Raw genomic sequence first — 16,926 nt, 5'->3', positions numbered from 1 at the left:
GAAGTAAGGCTATTTCAAGGCCCGGGCCTGTCCATGATGGCGCGGCGGGCCTCGGAGAAGAACTGGCGGCGCAACAGCGCCACTATGATGATGACCGTGCTTGCGATGAAGACATAGGGGCTGATGAACCAGCCGAGATAACCGATCGACAGGAAGATCGTCCGCAGCCCATCATTGAAGTTCTTAGCAGCGATGATGTTCATCTTTATGACGTTTTCAGCGGCACGCTCGGCAGCGTCGCGATCCGCGTTGACATCATGGACCATGGGTATGGCACCGAACAGGATCGTGCAATAATTGAACAGGCGGTAGGACCAGCCGAACTTGAAAAACGAGTAGCCGAAAAGGCAGGTTAGCCCCATGACCTTCAGTTCGAAGGCTGTGCGCCCGGCATATTGCACGAAGGGCAGGTCGCGAAACACGGTTTCGACCCGATCTGTCGCCCCCAGAAGAGCAAAGCAGCCGCCGATGGCAAAGATCGAGGTAGACGCGAAAAAAGCGGTACCATTCTGCAAACCCGCCATGATCTGAGTGTCGATCATTTTCAAGTCGCGTTTGAGAGAATTGTAAATCCAGTCGCGCCGGCGCTCCGCCATCGCCTGATTGAGGCTGGTTCGCGAAAACAGCGTCGTTCCCGTCGTGAGGTGGGTATAGGTGGCCCATAACACGATAAAAACGACGATCGAGATATAGTCCATGACGGTCATCACGGGCAGGTCACCTTGCTGTTTGCGAATCTTCGCGGCCATATTGATTTGAAGGCCATGGCAAGGCAATGGCAGCGGCCTCCATGGGCAAACATTCTCCCGCCGCGTTGCAGCTTCGTCATTTCGTTTTCTGCTAACGTTCCGGTAACCAAGTGGCTTTATCAATCCCGTCGCGGACGGAAAGGTCTGCCGGTTCCGGGTCAAGGTTTTGCGTACCGGTTCCGCTTGATTTTTCGTAGACACCGCTCGCCGATTGACAGAATGACCGTTCGCACCTAGCTTTTTGTCAGGACCGGTGTTTCCGGCATCCGGAGTTGCCAAGGCTGTCATATGTCCCGCATCGTGCGGACAGGTTTTGTCGTCTCCGACCCGGTATCATCGGCAGTCCGGCGTGAATAACCGGGGGACGCCTTTTTCTACGAATCGTTCCCTTCATGTACGGCTGTCTCTGGCTTGCGAAACCGCAATGATGCCGGTCCGTCTTATTCTTTTCTTCCAGGTTCTTCATGACAGATAAAAACCGCTCCGTTTTCATTCTAGGCGGCGCGCGCTCCGGCAAGTCCCGTTTTGCCGAGGACCTTGCGGGCAAAGCCAACGGGCGCCTGCATTATCTGGCCACCGGCCGGGCATGGGATGACGAGATGCGCGATCGCATCGACCATCATCAGGCCCGGCGCGGCGAGGAGTGGACGACACACGAGGCGCCCGTTGATATCGCTGCCGTGCTCGCATGGCTGGATGCGCCGGACAATGTCATCCTGATCGATTGCCTGACATTGTGGCTCACCAATCTGATGATGGAGAACGCCGATATCGAGACGGCGTTCGCCACGCTGGCAGCGGCAATCGCGTCCACCAAGGCGAAACTGATTCTCGTCTCTAACGAGGTCGGCCTTGGCATCGTGCCGGAAAACCGCATGGCGCGCGAATTCCGCGATCACGCCGGAAGGTTACACCAGCGCGTCGCGGCCATCGTCGATGAAGTCTATTTCGTCGCAGCCGGGCTGCCACTGAAAATGAAGGGCTGACGCAAGCCCTATAAAGCGGGTGTCGCGCGTCGGCGTCCGTTCTTTCAGTTTCTATGCACTTCTTATCGCCAAATCCCGGCTCGGTTTTGCCGGTGCTGCGACAGCTTCTCTTTCTTGATCTGGATCAAGGTGGCTTCCCCACGCCGGTGGCAATGCTCCAACCGACGCAAAGGCCCGTTTCCGCTTCGTAAAGCGCGCGCCAAGCCTTTCGTCGGTCTGCTTGCACGTTGGGGGAAACCAACAATGAATTACACGTTAGAAACCGCGATCGTGGCCCTTGGGGCTTTTCTCGCGCTGCTCGGGGCTGCTTTCGCTCACGACAGTCTTTTCGCCGCCCATATGTGGGTGCTGTTCTTTACGCTTCTGGTCAGCACGGTGCTTCTGCTGCGCCGTGTTTCTTTCGCGCCTGTCGATCAGGCCGCGCGCGCCCGGCTGAAATCCGAATATTTCGATGAGGTCGTGAAATACGGCGTCGTCGCTACCGTGTTCTGGGGCGTGGTCGGGTTTCTGGTCGGGGTCGTGGTGGCGCTTCAGCTCGCCTTTCCCGATCTCAACATCGCGCCCTATTTCAATTTCGGCCGGATGCGGCCGCTGCACACCTCCGCGGTGATCTTCGCTTTCGGGGGAAATGCGCTGATTGCCACGTCATTTTACGTGGTGCAGAGAACCTGTCGCGCACGCCTGTTCGGCGGCAATCTCGGCTGGTTCGTGTTCTGGGGCTACAACCTCTTCATCGTCATGGCTGCCACTGGCTATCTGCTTGGTATCACGCAGGGCCGCGAATATGCCGAGCCGGAATGGTATGTCGATATCTGGCTGACGATAGTCTGGGTCGCCTATCTCCTCGCATTTCTCGGCACGATCCTGACGCGCAAGGAGCCGCATATCTATGTGGCAAACTGGTTCTATCTGAGCTTCATCGTGACGATCGCCATGCTGCATATCGTCAACAACCTCGCCATTCCGGTGTCGTTCCTCGGCGTCAAGAGCTACTCCGCTTTCTCGGGCGTGCAGGATGCGCTGACGCAATGGTGGTACGGCCATAACGCCGTCGGCTTTTTCCTCACCGCCGGCTTCCTCGGCATGATGTATTATTTCATTCCCAAGCAGGTGAACCGCCCGGTCTATTCCTACCGTCTGTCGATCATCCACTTCTGGGCTTTGATCTTCATGTATATCTGGGCCGGTCCGCACCATCTGCACTATACGGCGTTGCCGGACTGGGCGCAGACGCTCGGCATGGTGTTCTCGATCATGCTGTGGATGCCGTCGTGGGGCGGCATGATCAACGGCCTGATGACGCTTTCGGGCGCATGGGACAAGATCCGCACCGATCCTATCGTGCGCATGATGGTGATGGCGGTGGCCTTCTACGGCATGGCGACCTTCGAGGGTCCGATGATGTCGATCAAGGCCGTTAACTCGCTCAGCCACTATACCGACTGGACCATCGGCCACGTGCATTCCGGCGCTCTCGGCTGGAACGGCATGATCACCTTCGGTGCCATCTATTATCTGACGCCGAAACTGTGGGGCAGGGACCGTCTCTACAGCCTGCAACTGGTCAACTGGCACTTCTGGCTCGCCACGATCGGCATCGTCATCTACGCCGCCGTGATGTGGGTGGCCGGCATCCAGCAGGCCTTGATGTGGCGCGAATACGATACGCAGGGCTTCCTCGTCTATTCCTTCGCGGAATCGGTCGCAGCGCTGTTCCCCTATTACGTGATGCGTGCGCTGGGTGGCCTGATGTTCCTCAGTGGCGCGCTGATCATGGCCTACAACGTCACCATGACCATCCTCGGTCGTCAACGCGAGGAGGGCGTCCGCAATGACGCCGCACCTTCGCTGCAGCCCGCTGAATAAGGAGAGGCCGATGTCCATACTCGACAAACACGGCGTCATCGAACGCAACGCCACTCTGCTTCTGGTCGGTTCGCTGCTCGTCGTCTCAATCGGCGGTATCGTGGAAATCGCGCCGCTTTTCTATCTCGAAAACACCATCGAGAAGGTGGAGGGCATGCGGCCCTACTCGCCGCTGGAACTGGCCGGGCGCAACATCTACATCCGCGAGGGATGTTATGTCTGCCACAGCCAGATGATCCGGCCGTTCCGCGACGAGGTGGAGCGTTACGGGCATTACAGCCTGGCGGCGGAATCCATGTACGACCACCCGTTCCAGTGGGGTTCCAAGCGCACGGGGCCGGACCTCGCACGCGTAGGCGACCGCTATTCGAATGAATGGCACGTGCAGCATCTGGCCGATCCGCGCTCCGTCGTGCCGGAATCGATCATGCCGTCCTACGCGTTCCTCAAAACCACGCCGTTGAAGATTACGGATATCTCGATGGAGCTGAAGGCTAACCGCGCCGTTGGCGTGCCCTATAGCGACGAGATGATCGAGAAATCAGCGGCTGATCTTCACGCGCAGGCCGATCCGAACGCCGATACGACCGAGCTTCTGGCGCGCTATCCGAAGGCGAAAGTCGGCGATTTCGATGGCGATCCAGCCAAGCTTACCGAAATGGATGCGCTGGTTGCCTATTTGCAGATGCTCGGCACGCTGGTCGATTTCTCGACCTATGACGATGCCGCCGGATATCGGTGAGGAGGCGATACGATGGAAACCTACACGGCCATGCGCCACTTCGCCGATAGCTGGGGCCTGCTTGCCATGACCCTGTTCTTCGCCGGCGTCGTCGTTTTCACCCTTCGTCCCGGATCGAAAAAAGCTGCGGACGACGCCGCCAGCATTCCGCTTAAGGAGGACTAGGATATGTCCGAAAAACACATTGATGACATCAGCGGCGTCGAAACCACCGGCCATGAATGGGACGGTATTCGCGAGCTTAACAATCCGATGCCGCGCTGGTGGGTCTGGACCTTCTACTTCACGATCCTCTGGGCCATCGGCTACACCATCGCCTATCCGGCATGGCCGCTGATCAATGGCGCAACGCAAGGGTTGCTCGGCTGGAGCAGCCGTTCCGAGATCGCCGCCGATATGGCGGACGCCAAACAGGCGCAGAGCGTCTATTCCGACAGAATCGCCAGTTCCTCGCTCGCCGAGATTGAGGCCGATCCGACGCTAAGGCAATTTGCGCTTTCCGGCGGTGCCGCCGCCTTCAAGGTCAATTGCATCCAGTGTCACGGTTCGGGTGCGGAAGGCGGGCAGGGATATCCCAACCTCAACGACGACGATTGGATGTGGGGAGGCAGCGTCGAGGATATCTATACGACGGTAAAGCACGGCATTCGTTTTGCCGACGATCCCGATACGCGCCTGTCGGAAATGCCGGCCTTCGGCGATATCCTCAAGTCCGAGGAAATCCGCGAGGTCGCCGCCTATGTCGTCAGCCTGACAGGAACGCCTTCCAACCCGGCACTCGTAGAACCCGGTAAACAGATTTTCGCCGACAATTGCGCCTCGTGCCACGGTGAGAACGCCAAGGGCAACCGCGAGTTCGGCGCGCCCAACCTGGCCGACGCGATCTGGCTGAAGGCCAGTGGCGAGCAGGGGATCGTTGCGCAGATACGGTCGCCAAAACACGGGGTCATGCCCGCCTGGGGTGAACGGCTTGGTGATACCACGGTCAAGCAGCTTGCGATCTTCGTGCACTCGCTTGGCGGTGGCGAGTGAACGTCACAGCCAACAAATGGAAAGGGCCGCTCGATGCGGCCCTTTTTCTTATCGATCAGACCAGACGGCCAGTTCGTATCCATCCGGGTCGGTGAAATGAAAACGGCGTCCGCCGGGAAAGGTGAATATGGCGACGCTGATCTGCCCACCGGCTGCCTCGACACGCCGGTGCGCATTCTCGATATCGGCGGCGTAAAGAATGACAAGCGGTCCACCCTTGGCTGACACAGGTGCCGTGGTGGTGAACCCGCCGGTCAGCCGGCCGTCGGAAAACTCGCAATATTGCGGGCCGTAATCCTTAAAGGACCAGCCGAAAGCGCCGCCGTAAAATTCCTTGCTGCGCTCGATATCGGCGACGTTGAATTCGACATAGTCGATGCGCAGGTCATTCGTATTCGTGGTCATCGTTTTATCCTTCAATCCGTTTCGAGCAGCGACTTCAGTGTTTCCAGATCGGCCCGGACCATCTCCGCATCCCGTTCGAAATCCTCTTCCGTCATGTCCGGCAGGCGAAGCAGGGTAAAGCTGACTTCGGCACCGCTGCCATTCGGTGTTACCCGCAGCGCGTTATACACCTTCATGCCATCCGGCAATGTTACGACGTGGTCTATCACGCCGAATTCGTTTAAGGGCGCGAAATTGACGCGGACCTCACCCAACGGGCCACCATCGGCGATCCAGTCCTCGCCGTCTGGTTTAAGACCGCCTGCTAGACCGGCGGCCCAGTGCGGCATGTTTTGGGGGTCGGAGGCGAAATCAAAGACATGGCTCCATGGTTTTTCCACCGACAGATGAATGATTTTTGACTGCATGACTGGCATCTCATCCTCCCTGTTTAATGCAGGCCGCAGGCTGCGCCACTTTGTCCGCGCTTGATGTAAGTCAAGGATGTTTCGGCGGTGAGATGGGAGAAAGCAAGGAGATAAAAACGGACTGCAATCATGAACATCTATCCCGTCGGACAGGACCGCCCGCAACAGCCCGTCGAAAGGCTGGAAGCGGAGGCTGTCAATTCCGCAAAAACGCGTAAACCCCTTTATGAAGCGCGCAAGAAAATTTTCCCGAAGCGCGCGGAGGGCCGGTTCCGGCGGTTCAAGTGGCTGGTCATGCTGGTCACGCTCGGCATTTATTATCTGACGCCGTTTCTGCGCTGGGATCGCGGTCCCTATGCGCCCGACCAGGCGGTGCTGATCGATATTGCCAACCGGCGCTTTTATTTCTTCTTCATCGAAATCTGGCCGCAGGAGTTCTTTTTCGTCGCGGGATTGCTGGTCATGGCGGGTCTGGGGTTGTTTCTCATAACCTCCGCCGTGGGACGCGCGTGGTGTGGTTATACCTGTCCGCAGACCGTCTGGGTGGACCTGTTTCTGGTCGTCGAGCGGGCGATCGAGGGCGACAGGAATGCCCGCATGAAGCTCGATGCAGCACCTTTCACGTTCGGCAAGCTGCGCAAGCGGGCGATAAAACATGCAATCTGGCTGGTGATCGGCGTTTTGACCGGCGGGGCATGGATCTTCTATTTTGCCGATGCACCGACGCTGGCGAGGGAGTTCATGACGGGGCAGGCACCGATGATCGCCTATACGACCGTCGCGATACTCACCGCCACGACCTATGTTTTCGGCGGGCTGATGCGGGAGCAGGTCTGTACCTATATGTGTCCCTGGCCGCGCATTCAGGCGGCGATGCTGGATGAGAACTCGCTGGTCGTGACCTATAATGACTGGCGCGGTGAACCTCGCACGAGGCACGCCAAAAAGGCTGCGGCCACAGGGGAGAGCGTCGGCGATTGCGTCGATTGCAATGCTTGTGTCGCAGTCTGTCCCATGGGCATCGACATCAGGGACGGGCAGCAGCTGGAATGTATCACCTGCGCGCTCTGCATCGATGCCTGCGATGGGGTGATGGACAAGATTGGTAAGCCACGCGGGCTGATCGCCTATGCGACGCTGTCCGAATACCAGTCCAACATGGCGCTTGCGACCGGCAACGGCCAGCACGCAATCCGGCCTGCGAATGTGCGCAACGAGGACGGCGGGTTCAAAAACAGCATTCGCCATTTCGACTGGCGCATCGTCTTTCGCCCGCGCACGCTTCTTTACACGGCAATATGGGCTGCAGTCGGCATCGGCTTGCTGTTTGCGCTGGTGACGCGCGAGCGGCTGGCTCTGAATGTGCTGCACGACCGCAACCCGCAATATGTGCTGGAATCGAATGGCTCGATCCGCAACGGCTATACCGTTCGCATCCTCAACATGGTGCCGCAACCGCGCCTAATGAGCCTGACGATAGAGGGCATTCCAAGTGCGGTGATGAAGATAAACGGCGTGCCGGATGCAGCCTCTCGCAGCTTCGAGGTGATGGTGGAACCGGACGAGGCGACAACGCTGAAGGTGTTCGTCACCCTGCCGGGCAGTCACGTCGCGCGTGCTGCTGAAAATTTCGAATTCATCGTCAGCGATACGGGCGGCCATGAGACGGCCCGTTACGACGCCGTCTTCAACGCTCCGGGAGTGAAAAAATGACAACGACCAATCGCCAGACGTCCGGTTTCATTTTCACCGGCTGGCATATGCTGGGTGTTATGGTGATGTTTTTCGGCATCGTCATCACCGTCAACATGGTGATGGCCTGGAACGCTGTCACCAGCTGGAGCGGGCTGGTGGTGGCCAATACCTATGTTGCCAGCCAGCAGTTCAACGCCAAGGCCGAGGCCGCCAAGGCAAGGGCCGCGACCGGCATCAAGGGCAGGCTGGTGGCGGATGAAAAGACCGTGCGCTACGAGGTGTTTCATCCAGATACCGGCCCTGTGGATACGGATACCGTAACGGCGCGTTTTCGCCGGCCGGTCGGCGAGCACCAGAATTTCGACATGGAGTTGACCCCGGTGTCTACCGGGGTCTTCACCGGCCCGCATGACATGCTGCCCGGCCAATGGATCGTCGAGGTCACTGCCGTAAAAGACGGCAGGATCATCGTGCATGAAGGCACGCGGATCGCGGTGATCAGGGGGCGTCAATGAGCTGCTGTGCACCGGGAACGGAAGGGTCGCTTCAACTCGGCGAACCGGTCAACCCACCATCATCAGAGGAGCTGATGCTGGCAAGCCGCGATCTGGGGCAGGGGCTGCGCCAGACAGATCTCAGCGTGCCCGGCGTTTATTGCGGCGCCTGCATCACCACCATCGAAACCGCGCTGCGCCGTCTCCGCCAGGTGGAGCAGGCGCGCGTGAACCTGTCCTCTAAACGGGTGGCGATTGTCTGGAAAGAGTATGTCGATGGCATCAGGACAGATCCCGCAGAACTTGCCCGCGCAATCCTTGCAACAGGATACCGGACGCATCTTTTCGCGAGCGGACAGGATGCTTCGGACGTGTTGCGCTCGCAACTGATCAGGGCGGTGGCGCTCTGCGGCTTTGCTTCCGCCAATATCATGCTTCTATCCGTGTCCGTCTGGTCCGGGGCCGATGCCGCGACGCGTGACATGTTCCACTGGATTTCGGCGATGATTGCCGCGCCGGCGCTGATCTATGGCGGCCGGTTCTTCTATCAGTCGGCCTGGAATGCGCTGAAGCATGGCCGCACCAATATGGATGTGCCGATTGCGCTCGCCATCACGCTATCCTACGCAATCTCGCTATGGGAGACGATTCATCATGGCGGACATGCGTGGTTTGACGCGACCGTGTCGCTGCTGTTCTTCCTGCTGATCGGCCGCACGCTTGACCATATCATGCGTGACAGGGCGCGCTCGGCCATTGCGGGCCTGGCCCGGCTTTCACCACGCGGCGCAACCGTTATCGGTGAGGACGGAACGCGGGAATATCGCCCGCTTGGCGATGTGCTACCCGGTATGACGATTGCGATTGCTGCCGGTGACCGCGTGGCGGTGGATGCGATGGTCATTAGCGGAAGCAGCGATCTCGACATGTCCATTGTCAACGGCGAAAGCGCGCCGCGTCGGGTGGAGGCGGGCGATCTGCTTCAGGCAGGCACGCTCAATCTCACCGGTTCGCTCGCCGCGCGGGTGACCGCATCGGCAAAGGATTCGTTTCTGTCGGAAGTGATCGGGCTGATGGAGGCGGCGGAAGGGGGGCGTGCGCGCTATCGGCGGATTGCCGACCGTGCCGCGAGCTATTATTCGCCCGTCGTACATCTCCTTGCTCTCATGACATTTCTCGGTTGGGGCGTTTTGGGCGGTGACTGGAAGCAGGCGATGCTGATCGCGATTGCGGTTCTCATCATCACCTGCCCCTGTGCGCTTGGCCTTGCTGTTCCGGTGGTGCAGGTTGTGGCGGCAGGCCGGCTCTTTCGTCATGGCATCATGGTCAAGGAAGGCTCGGCGATGGAGCGACTGGCCGAAATCGACACCGTTCTGTTCGACAAGACAGGCACCCTGACGGTCGGGAAGCCGCGACTGGTGGAAACCGGCGATGTGAACCCCGCCACGATGGCGATTGCGGCTGGCCTTGCCGCCCATTCACGCCATCCGCTGTCCAAAGCCCTGCATGCAGCCTATGGCGGAATTTTACCGGTCTACGAAGCGGTGCGTGAAATTCCCGGTTCCGGTGTTGAGGCTCTCACGCCGGCGGGAACCTACCGGCTTGGCAACCGCCGTTTTGCCTGCCCGGATGAATCGAAAATGGAAAACGGCGACGCGCGATCGGAAGTGGTGCTTTCGCTTGACGGCGGGTATCTGGCGAGTTTCGGTTTCGAGGACAATCCGCGTCCTGGCGCCGTACAGGCACTGCGCAGCCTTTCTACGCGAGGACTGGTGCTGGAAATCGTGTCCGGTGACCGGGTCCCGGCCGTGAAGGCCATGGCGCAGCGTCTGGGCATTGCGAAATGGAACGCGGACCTGTCGCCGAAAGACAAGGCGGGGCGCTGTGGGGCACTGGCAGGCGAGGGACGCAAGGTTCTGATGGTGGGCGACGGCATTAATGATGCGCCGGCGCTGGCCGCAGCACATGTTTCCATGGCACCGGCAACCGCCGCCGATATCGGCCGGCAGGCCGCCGACTTCGTGTTCATGCACGAGAATCTGGATGCCGTTCCTGTCGCCATTGAGACATCGCGGCGGGCCGGACGGCTTATCCGGCAGAATTTCGCGCTTGCCATCGGCTACAATGTCATTGCCGTGCCGATTGCGATTGCCGGTTATGCGACGCCGATGATCGCGGCCATCGCCATGTCGACATCGTCGCTCATCGTTGTTGCAAATGCGCTGCGTCTTGCCGGAACGGCTGAAGCCGTGTCTGCGCAACAGAGCGTGCCGACCGGATTTGCGGGCGAGGGGGCGCAACCGGCATGAACATGTTGATCTATCTCATCCCCGTCGCCCTGTTTCTCGGAGCGCTCGGGCTTTTCGCCTTCCTCTGGTCGGTGCGATCAGGGCAATATGAGGATATGGACGGCGCTGCCTGGCGAGCGCTGGACGATGGCGATGACCGGCCACGACCTTCCTAGGGGAGGCGCATTGGTTACGACCTTCCCCCGACCTGTCGCAAATATGCAAAGCTGATTTGCGTCATCAAAATTTAATCGTTTCAGTCGCCCCTAGCCTTGCCGTTTGTTCATTACAGTGCCACAACACGACCACCTAAAAGCAAGATGGAGGCACATCCGTGGAACAGGCAGAAATCGGTTTGATCGGTCTCGGCGTCATGGGCTCGAACCTGGCGTTGAACATCGCGGAAAAGGGCAACAAGATTGCCGTATTCAACCGAACCCCTGAAGCGACGAAAAAATTCTACGCCGAGGCTGGGGACTTGCAGGGGCAGTTGATCCCTTGCGAAACCATCGAGGAATTCGTCGCCGCCATTCGTCCTCCGCGCCCGATCATCATCATGATCAAGGCCGGCGATCCGGTTGACCAGCAGATGGAAATCCTGAAGCCGCATCTCTCGAACGGCGACATCATGATCGACGCCGGCAATGCGAATTTCCGCGATACGATCCGCCGTTTCGACAATCTGAAGGATAGCGGCCTAACCTTTATCGGTATGGGCGTTTCCGGCGGTGAAGAAGGTGCGCGTCACGGACCGTCGATCATGGTCGGCGGTACCGAAGATAGCTGGAAGCGCGTCGAGAAGGTTCTGACCTCCATTTCCGCCAAGTATAATGACGATCCGTGCGTGGCATGGCTCGGCAACGACGGTGCCGGTCATTTCGTCAAGACGATCCATAACGGCATCGAGTATGCCGACATGCAGATGATCGCCGAAATCTACGGCATCCTGCGTGACGGCCTGAAGATGAGTGCGTCTGAAATCGCCGATGTATTCGGTGAATGGAACAAGGGCCGTCTCAACTCCTACCTGATCGAAATCACCGAGAAGGTTTTGCGCGCTGCCGATCCGATCACCGGCAAGCCGATGGTCGATCTGATCCTCGACAAGGCCGGCCAGAAGGGCACAGGCAAGTGGTCGGTTATCGAGGCGCAGAACATGGGCGTCGCCGCAACTGCCATCGAGGCCGCCGTGGCTGCCCGTATCCTGTCGTCGCAGAAGGACGAGCGCGAAGCTGCCGAGAAGATCTTCGGCCTGCCGACCGTTGCAGCTGCACCGGCTGACAAAAAGGCCTTTATCGCCGATCTGGAAAGCGCGCTTCTGGCCGCCAAGGTCGGTGCTTACGCACAGGGCTTTGCCGTCATGTCGGCCGCATCGAAGGAGTTCAACTGGAACCTGCCGATGCCGACGATCGCCCGCATCTGGCGCGCCGGCTGCATCATCCGCTCAGAATTCCTCGATGAGATCACCTCGGCCTTCACCAAGGATCCGCATGTGGCCAACCTCATCGTGACGCCTGCCTTCTCCGGCATCGTCAAGGACACCGACGCCGCCCTGCGCCGTGTCGTTTCCTACGCGGTTCTCTCCGGTCTGCCGGTTTCGGCACTCGCTTCCGCGCTTGGTTATTTCGACGCCTATCGTCGCGCCCGCGGCAGCGCAAACCTTATTCAGGCGCAGCGCGATTTCTTCGGGGCGCATGGCTTCGAACGCACCGACGGTGTCGACAAGCCGCATGGCCCGTGGGGCAGCGGCGCCGACATTTTCTGATCGGCTATAACGATAAACGACAAAAGGCCCGCGCAAGCGGGCCTTTTTCATATCATCCGTCGATTTACTCAGCGTGCCGCAGAAAGGCCAACGATCAGGCCGGTGACGGCGTTGATGAGTAGGAACTGGTTGTCGACGCGTACCCAGCGCTGGTCGCGACGCGGCTCTGCCAGGCGGTAACGGCGATAGTCGCGACGGTCGACGAAATGACGACGCTCTGCTGGCGAGAGGCGCTGACCGCGATCCCAACGGTGCTTCTTGACGATGACCTTTTTGGTGGTCGTGTGACGCTCGACGGTTACACCGCGATGACGATCGTCGTGGCGGCTTTGTGCCTGGGCCATTGGAGCAGCAAGAACAGTTGCAGCCAGAAGAATGGTGACGAACTTTTTCATGAATGTTTCCTCTCGTGTTTCGATAAGGAGAACTTACGAATAAACGAATGAACGGAAACTGAATTTAAAATTACATTTATGTAATGGTTGTTAATGGTTAGACGGGGACGTTAATCTTTCTGTTGGAGATTTCAGTACAGTTTTTGCGTCGATCAGGCTGCCCGTTGGAAACCGGGCAGCCTGTTTCAAGTATTAAACGCGTTCAGCGGATTTTGCCCAGAGGTTGATATCCGCGTCCTTCGCGTAACCGTCGATTTCCGCAAGCTCCTCTGTGGAGAAATCGGCATTGTCGAGTGCCTTCACGCAATCCTCGACCTGTTCGACACGGCTCGCACCGATGAGCGCCGACGTGATGCGACCACCGCGCAGCACCCAGGCGATAGCCATCTGCGCGAGCGTTTGGCCACGCCGCTCGGCAATGCGATTGAGCGCGCGGATGTTTTCGACATTGCGCTCGTTGAGGAAGGCAGGGTTGAGTGACTTGCTCTGCGATGCACGGCTGCCTTCAGGAACGCCACCCAGATATTTCGTCGTCAGCATGCCCTGCGCCAGCGGCGAAAAGACGATGGAGCCAATGCCAAGATCTTCCAGCGTATCGACCAGACCGTCTTCCTCGATCCAGCGATTGATCATGGAGTAGCTCGGCTGGTGGATGATGCAGGGCGTGCCGAGATCTTTCAGGATCGCGGCGGCCTCACGGGTGCGTTTCGAGTTGTAGGACGAGATGCCGACATAGAGCGCCTTGCCCGAGCGCACGATCTGGTCCAGTGCGCCGCAGGTTTCCTCAAGCGGCGTGTTGGGATCGAAACGGTGGGAGTAGAAGATATCAACGTAGTCCAGCCCCATGCGCTTCAGGCTCTGGTCGCAGGACGATATCAGATATTTGCGGCTGCCCCACTCACCGTAGGGACCGGGCCACATGTTGTAGCCCGCCTTGGACGAGATGATCATTTCATCGCGGTAGCCTCTGAAATCCGTCTTCAGGATTTCGCCGAAGGCAGTTTCGGCGCTGCCGGGTGGTGGGCCGTAATTATTGGCCAGATCGAAATGGGTAATGCCGAGGTCGAAGGCGCGACGGCAAATGGCCTGTTTGGTCTGGTGCGGTGTGTCGTTGCCGAAATTGTGCCACAGCCCGAGCGAGATCGCCGGCAGCTTCAGGCCAGTCTTTCCGCAATGATTGTATTTCATGGATGTATATCGGTTTTCGGCCGGTTGCCAAACCATGGGTCTTCCTCCACTTGCTGATGAATGGTTGCCGGAGAAGCCGGCAAACCTTTGAAAGATGAGGGCAGGCGCAACGTTGCCTGCCGTTCCGCTAAGGATGGTTAAGCCTTTCGCCGCGTGGTTTCAATGCGAGGATTGGCAGGTATAAAGATCGAAGATACGGAACCGCGGCTGCCCGCTCCCCGCCTTCGGGGTGAAGATGATCCGGCGTGTTTCGCCCGCTGCGAGATCGAACAGATTGTCGGAATAACGCCCGGGCTGATCGGCCTCCAGCATGACGAAGAGGGCAAGACCTGCTGCGGTGACATCGATTTCGAGCTGGCCGTTTTTCAATGTGGCGGTGGAGAACGTCAGTCCAGCGGGCTGGAGCTCCAGAGACTTGTAGGTGTCGCGCACATGATGGCCTTCGCCTGTCATGCCGTTGGATGCTATGAAGTTCCAGGCAAGAATGGAACCATCAGGCAGGCTGTCCATGTCGATTTCGGTCAGCGTCGCCGCCTTGTCCGTACCGCACGTGCCGTTGGCAGATTTCAGCGGCACGCGGTTACCCTCCATGGTGAGGGCGACAATATTCATGTCGATCTCGACGTCTTCCGCCGTGTCGTTGACCATGGAGAAGCTCACTCGGCGTCCATCCTCGGAGGGAATGGCCGAGACGGTCACCGGTTGGAAGAAACGGCGGGCAGCATAATGCAGCGCCTTCCAGCCGCCGCCGTAATCCAGGCTCGACCATGAGGCAACCGGCCAGGTGTCGTTGAGCTGCCAGTAGAGCGTTCCCATGCAATGGGGTTTCAGCGAGCGCCAGTAGTCGACCGCGGTTCGGATGGCCAGCGCCTGCTGCACTTGGCTCAGATACACGAAATTTTCGAAATCCTTCGGAAAGCGGAAATAGCGGAACATGGTGCCAGCGATGCGCTCATTGCCGCCGACATTCTTTTGGTGCAGTTCGATCACCGGGGAGGCGATGTTCATGTCTTTCTCTTCCGCATAGGTGCGGATGACAGGCATGGAAGTGTAGGACTGAAAACCGAATTCGGAGCAGAAGCGCGGTTTGACCGAGCGGTAATTGTCGAACGATTTGTTTTCGTGCCAGACGGACCAGTAATGCATGTCGCCGGAACCATCCGCATGCCAGGCATCACCATAATCGAGGTAGCCTGAAGCCGGGCTGGAGGGCCACCAGAGTGCTTCGGGGACGGCTTTTTTCAGCGCCTTTTCGATGGTGCGGTTGAGGCGGTCGTAAGCCACGAGATAACGGTCGCGGTTGTTGCGGGGCTCCTCGAACCAGGTGAGGGCACCCACCAATTCGTTGTCGCCGCACCAGAGCGCGATGGACGGATGGGAGGAAAGGCGTTTTACCTGATAGTCGACCTCGTGTTCGACATTGTCGAGAAAGTCTTCGCTGCAGGGGTAAAGATTGCAGGCGAACATGAAATCCTGCCAGACCAGAAGACCGAGACGGTCACAGAGATCGTAGAACCAGTCTTCCTCGTAAAACCCGCCGCCCCAGACGCGGATCATGTTCATATTGGCCTCGACGGCCGAACACAGAAGGTCTTCGGTTTTTTCGCGGCTGGTCAGCGAATAAAGTGCATCGGATGGAATCCAGTTCGCGCCACGGCAGAAGATTTCCCGGCCGTTGATGCGGAAGGCAAATCGGCTACCTGCCTCATCCTTGTCCGTCAGAAGTTCAATGGTCCTGAAGCCGATCCTGCGGGTGACGGTTTCATCCGGTAACTCCACCGCCAACGTGTAGAGCGTCTGTTCGCCGCTGCCCGCCGGCCACCAGAGCGCGGGGTCTTCCACGAAGAAGACGTGGCGCACCACCGTCTCACCCGCACCCACGCCGCAATCAAGCCGCAGCCTTTCATCGTTGAGGGAAAGATAGAGCGGAAGGCTCGCCGGACCTTCGGCAAACAGCGTGATTGCCACATGCAGCTCGACGCCGCCCTCGACATGATGTTGTGAGGTGACGACGTGTTCGACCCGTGCCGTATCGAGGCGCTTCAGCAGGATTTTGCCGTAAAGGCCGAGCGGAGCAATCGCGATATTCCAGTCCCAGCCGAAATGGCACTGTGGCTTGCGCAACATGTTGCCGTTGGCAATCGGCGAGTTGCCCTCATGATAGGGAATGTAAAAAGGTTGCCGCGCCTGCCGTTCCGCCCCGGCTGCGATGTTGGAGTGGAAATGGATACGAATGGTGTTTTCACCGGGCCGCACGGCGCGAGACACATCGGGACGGTAACGTCGGAAGCAATTGTCCGAACTCAAGACCGGGACATCGTTGACGAAGACGATCGCGACGGTGTCGAGATAATCGATATCGAGATACCAGCTGGCATCGGCGTCATCGAGGATGAAGGTCCGCTCTATGATCCAGTCCCGATGCGCGACCCACTGCACCGCATTTTCATTTGCACCGTGATAGGGGTCTGGAATGATGCCCGCGTTTTTGAGTGCGCTGTGAACGTCTCCCGGCACGGTAAGGTCGGTCGTGTAGTCTCCTTCCACCGAGGTCAGGCGCCAGAGCCCGGCCAGATCGATGACGGTTTCGGGCGTGGAGGAAGAAATCATGATGGGACCCTGCATGGACGAATTCAAATAGGATAAGCTGGCCATTATGACGCAGGCTTGTGTCGGAATCTGGGGAAGATGCATGCCCGCCAGCCAGCCGTTATCCAGCTCGCTCAGCTCGGCAATCTCCTCCCTCCGGCAACGTTACCGTAAAACAATCGTTCCGTCATGTCTTCGGAGTGAAACTTCATGCGCGAAAAATGCCCGTTGGTACTATTGGAAAACCACGCGTACGGGTGCCTTGATATTTATTGAATTTTATTTATATATATCAAATAATTATTGTTACTATTTAATCTAGTTT

16 protein-coding genes are annotated in these 16,926 nt (G+C 58.5%); 10 read left to right on the top strand and 6 right to left on the bottom strand.

Annotated features, from left to right (window positions below):
• Positions 1–14: 14 nt before the first annotated feature.
• Positions 15–707, bottom strand: coding sequence for a DUF599 domain-containing protein (locus tag ACZ5A6_RS06055; RefSeq protein WP_013636176.1), 693 nt, complete (start codon positions 705–707; stop codon positions 15–17).
• A gap of 506 nt (positions 708–1,213) precedes the next feature.
• Between ACZ5A6_RS06055 and cobU the strand changes: the two genes are divergently transcribed.
• The 5 genes from cobU (at position 1,214) to ccoP (ending at position 5,375) form a co-directional block, all read left to right on the top strand.
• Entirely contained in the window at positions 1,214–1,735 is a 522-nt protein-coding gene (gene cobU, locus ACZ5A6_RS06050; protein ID WP_065702497.1) for a bifunctional adenosylcobinamide kinase/adenosylcobinamide-phosphate guanylyltransferase, read from the top strand.
• Between the two features lie 243 nt (positions 1,736–1,978).
• Entirely contained in the window at positions 1,979–3,601 is a 1,623-nt protein-coding gene (ccoN, locus tag ACZ5A6_RS06045; RefSeq protein ID WP_003515308.1) for a cytochrome-c oxidase, cbb3-type subunit I, read from the top strand.
• Positions 3,602–3,611: 10 nt separating this feature from the next.
• Positions 3,612–4,343: a cytochrome-c oxidase, cbb3-type subunit II gene (ccoO, locus tag ACZ5A6_RS06040; protein WP_003515307.1), complete on the top strand. Its 732-nt coding sequence runs from the start codon at positions 3,612–3,614 to the stop codon at positions 4,341–4,343.
• A 12-nt stretch (positions 4,344–4,355) separates the two neighbouring features.
• Positions 4,356–4,508 carry a CcoQ/FixQ family Cbb3-type cytochrome c oxidase assembly chaperone gene (locus ACZ5A6_RS06035; RefSeq protein WP_003502810.1) on the top strand — a complete coding sequence of 51 codons (153 nt, stop codon included), beginning with the start codon at positions 4,356–4,358 and terminating at the stop codon, positions 4,506–4,508.
• A gap of 3 nt (positions 4,509–4,511) precedes the next feature.
• A complete protein-coding gene (gene ccoP / locus ACZ5A6_RS06030; RefSeq protein ID WP_003515305.1) occupies positions 4,512–5,375 on the top strand; it encodes a cytochrome-c oxidase, cbb3-type subunit III in 864 nt (287 codons plus the stop codon).
• 48 nt (positions 5,376–5,423) lie between these two features.
• Here ccoP and ACZ5A6_RS06025 read toward each other — a convergent pair whose 3' ends face one another.
• A complete protein-coding gene (locus tag ACZ5A6_RS06025) occupies positions 5,424–5,780 on the bottom strand; it encodes a VOC family protein (protein WP_025593478.1) in 357 nt (118 codons plus the stop codon).
• Between the two features lie 11 nt (positions 5,781–5,791).
• Positions 5,792–6,196 (bottom strand): SRPBCC family protein, encoded by a 405-nt coding sequence (locus ACZ5A6_RS06020; protein ID WP_065660931.1) that lies wholly within the window; start codon positions 6,194–6,196, stop codon positions 5,792–5,794.
• Between the two features lie 120 nt (positions 6,197–6,316).
• Between ACZ5A6_RS06020 and ccoG the strand changes: the two genes are divergently transcribed.
• From ccoG to gndA, 5 genes are all read left to right on the top strand, one after another.
• Positions 6,317–7,900, top strand: a complete 1,584-nt coding sequence (gene ccoG / locus ACZ5A6_RS06015; protein ID WP_174061349.1) for a cytochrome c oxidase accessory protein CcoG — start codon at positions 6,317–6,319, stop codon at positions 7,898–7,900.
• Positions 7,897–8,397 carry a FixH family protein gene (locus tag ACZ5A6_RS06010; RefSeq protein ID WP_174061348.1) on the top strand — a complete coding sequence of 167 codons (501 nt, stop codon included), beginning with the start codon at positions 7,897–7,899 and terminating at the stop codon, positions 8,395–8,397. The genes ccoG and ACZ5A6_RS06010 overlap by 4 nt, the downstream gene beginning before the upstream one ends.
• The gene (locus ACZ5A6_RS06005) at positions 8,394–10,685 is read left to right on the top strand and encodes a cation-translocating P-type ATPase (RefSeq protein ID WP_111799654.1); all 2,292 of its coding nucleotides are present in this window, start codon (positions 8,394–8,396) and stop codon (positions 10,683–10,685) included. The genes ACZ5A6_RS06010 and ACZ5A6_RS06005 overlap by 4 nt, the downstream gene beginning before the upstream one ends.
• Positions 10,682–10,840 (top strand): cbb3-type cytochrome oxidase assembly protein CcoS, encoded by a 159-nt coding sequence (ccoS, locus tag ACZ5A6_RS06000; RefSeq protein WP_003515291.1) that lies wholly within the window; start codon positions 10,682–10,684, stop codon positions 10,838–10,840. Before ACZ5A6_RS06005 ends, ccoS begins: the two co-directional genes overlap by 4 nt.
• A 158-nt stretch (positions 10,841–10,998) precedes the next feature.
• Positions 10,999–12,429 carry an NADP-dependent phosphogluconate dehydrogenase gene (gndA, locus tag ACZ5A6_RS05995; protein WP_003515289.1) on the top strand — a complete coding sequence of 477 codons (1,431 nt, stop codon included), beginning with the start codon at positions 10,999–11,001 and terminating at the stop codon, positions 12,427–12,429.
• A gap of 68 nt (positions 12,430–12,497) precedes the next feature.
• On the opposite strand, the gene ACZ5A6_RS05990 is transcribed toward gndA, so the two are convergent.
• The 3 genes from ACZ5A6_RS05990 to ACZ5A6_RS05980 form a co-directional block, all read right to left on the bottom strand.
• A complete protein-coding gene (locus ACZ5A6_RS05990; RefSeq protein ID WP_003515287.1) occupies positions 12,498–12,824 on the bottom strand; it encodes an RcnB family protein in 327 nt (108 codons plus the stop codon).
• Positions 12,825–13,016: 192 nt separating this feature from the next.
• The gene (mgrA, locus tag ACZ5A6_RS05985) at positions 13,017–14,048 is read right to left on the bottom strand and encodes an L-glyceraldehyde 3-phosphate reductase (protein WP_112959129.1); all 1,032 of its coding nucleotides are present in this window, start codon (positions 14,046–14,048) and stop codon (positions 13,017–13,019) included.
• Between the two features lie 123 nt (positions 14,049–14,171).
• On the bottom strand, positions 14,172–16,637 hold the full coding sequence (locus ACZ5A6_RS05980) for a beta-mannosidase (RefSeq protein WP_121556585.1): 2,466 nt from the start codon (positions 16,635–16,637) through the stop codon (positions 14,172–14,174).
• Positions 16,638–16,926: the final 289 nt, after the last annotated feature.

The sequence above is a fragment of the Agrobacterium sp. 6Ca8 genome, from assembly GCF_055382765.1.
This window is presented reverse-complemented; position numbering and strand designations above follow the sequence as displayed.

Excerpts from the sequence above, each read along its gene's own strand:
- mgrA (WP_112959129.1), bottom strand. The coding sequence starts at position 14,048 with ATGGTTTGGCAACCGGCCGAAAACCGATATACATCCATGAAATACAAT.
- ACZ5A6_RS05990 (WP_003515287.1), bottom strand. The coding sequence starts at position 12,824 with ATGAAAAAGTTCGTCACCATTCTTCTGGCTGCAACTGTTCTTGCTGCT.
- ACZ5A6_RS06010 (WP_174061348.1), top strand. The coding sequence starts at position 7,897 with ATGACAACGACCAATCGCCAGACGTCCGGTTTCATTTTCACCGGCTGG.
- ACZ5A6_RS06055 (WP_013636176.1), bottom strand. The coding sequence starts at position 707 with ATGACCGTCATGGACTATATCTCGATCGTCGTTTTTATCGTGTTATGG.
- ACZ5A6_RS06005 (WP_111799654.1), top strand. The coding sequence starts at position 8,394 with ATGAGCTGCTGTGCACCGGGAACGGAAGGGTCGCTTCAACTCGGCGAA.
- ccoN (WP_003515308.1), top strand. The coding sequence starts at position 1,979 with ATGAATTACACGTTAGAAACCGCGATCGTGGCCCTTGGGGCTTTTCTC.
- ccoP (WP_003515305.1), top strand. The coding sequence starts at position 4,512 with ATGTCCGAAAAACACATTGATGACATCAGCGGCGTCGAAACCACCGGC.
- ACZ5A6_RS06035 (WP_003502810.1), top strand. The coding sequence starts at position 4,356 with ATGGAAACCTACACGGCCATGCGCCACTTCGCCGATAGCTGGGGCCTG.
- ACZ5A6_RS06025 (WP_025593478.1), bottom strand. The coding sequence starts at position 5,780 with ATGACCACGAATACGAATGACCTGCGCATCGACTATGTCGAATTCAAC.
- ccoO (WP_003515307.1), top strand. The coding sequence starts at position 3,612 with ATGTCCATACTCGACAAACACGGCGTCATCGAACGCAACGCCACTCTG.
- ACZ5A6_RS06020 (WP_065660931.1), bottom strand. The coding sequence starts at position 6,196 with ATGCCAGTCATGCAGTCAAAAATCATTCATCTGTCGGTGGAAAAACCA.
- ccoS (WP_003515291.1), top strand. The coding sequence starts at position 10,682 with ATGAACATGTTGATCTATCTCATCCCCGTCGCCCTGTTTCTCGGAGCG.
- ACZ5A6_RS05980 (WP_121556585.1), bottom strand. The coding sequence starts at position 16,637 with ATGCAGGGTCCCATCATGATTTCTTCCTCCACGCCCGAAACCGTCATC.
- ccoG (WP_174061349.1), top strand. The coding sequence starts at position 6,317 with ATGAACATCTATCCCGTCGGACAGGACCGCCCGCAACAGCCCGTCGAA.
- cobU (WP_065702497.1), top strand. The coding sequence starts at position 1,214 with ATGACAGATAAAAACCGCTCCGTTTTCATTCTAGGCGGCGCGCGCTCC.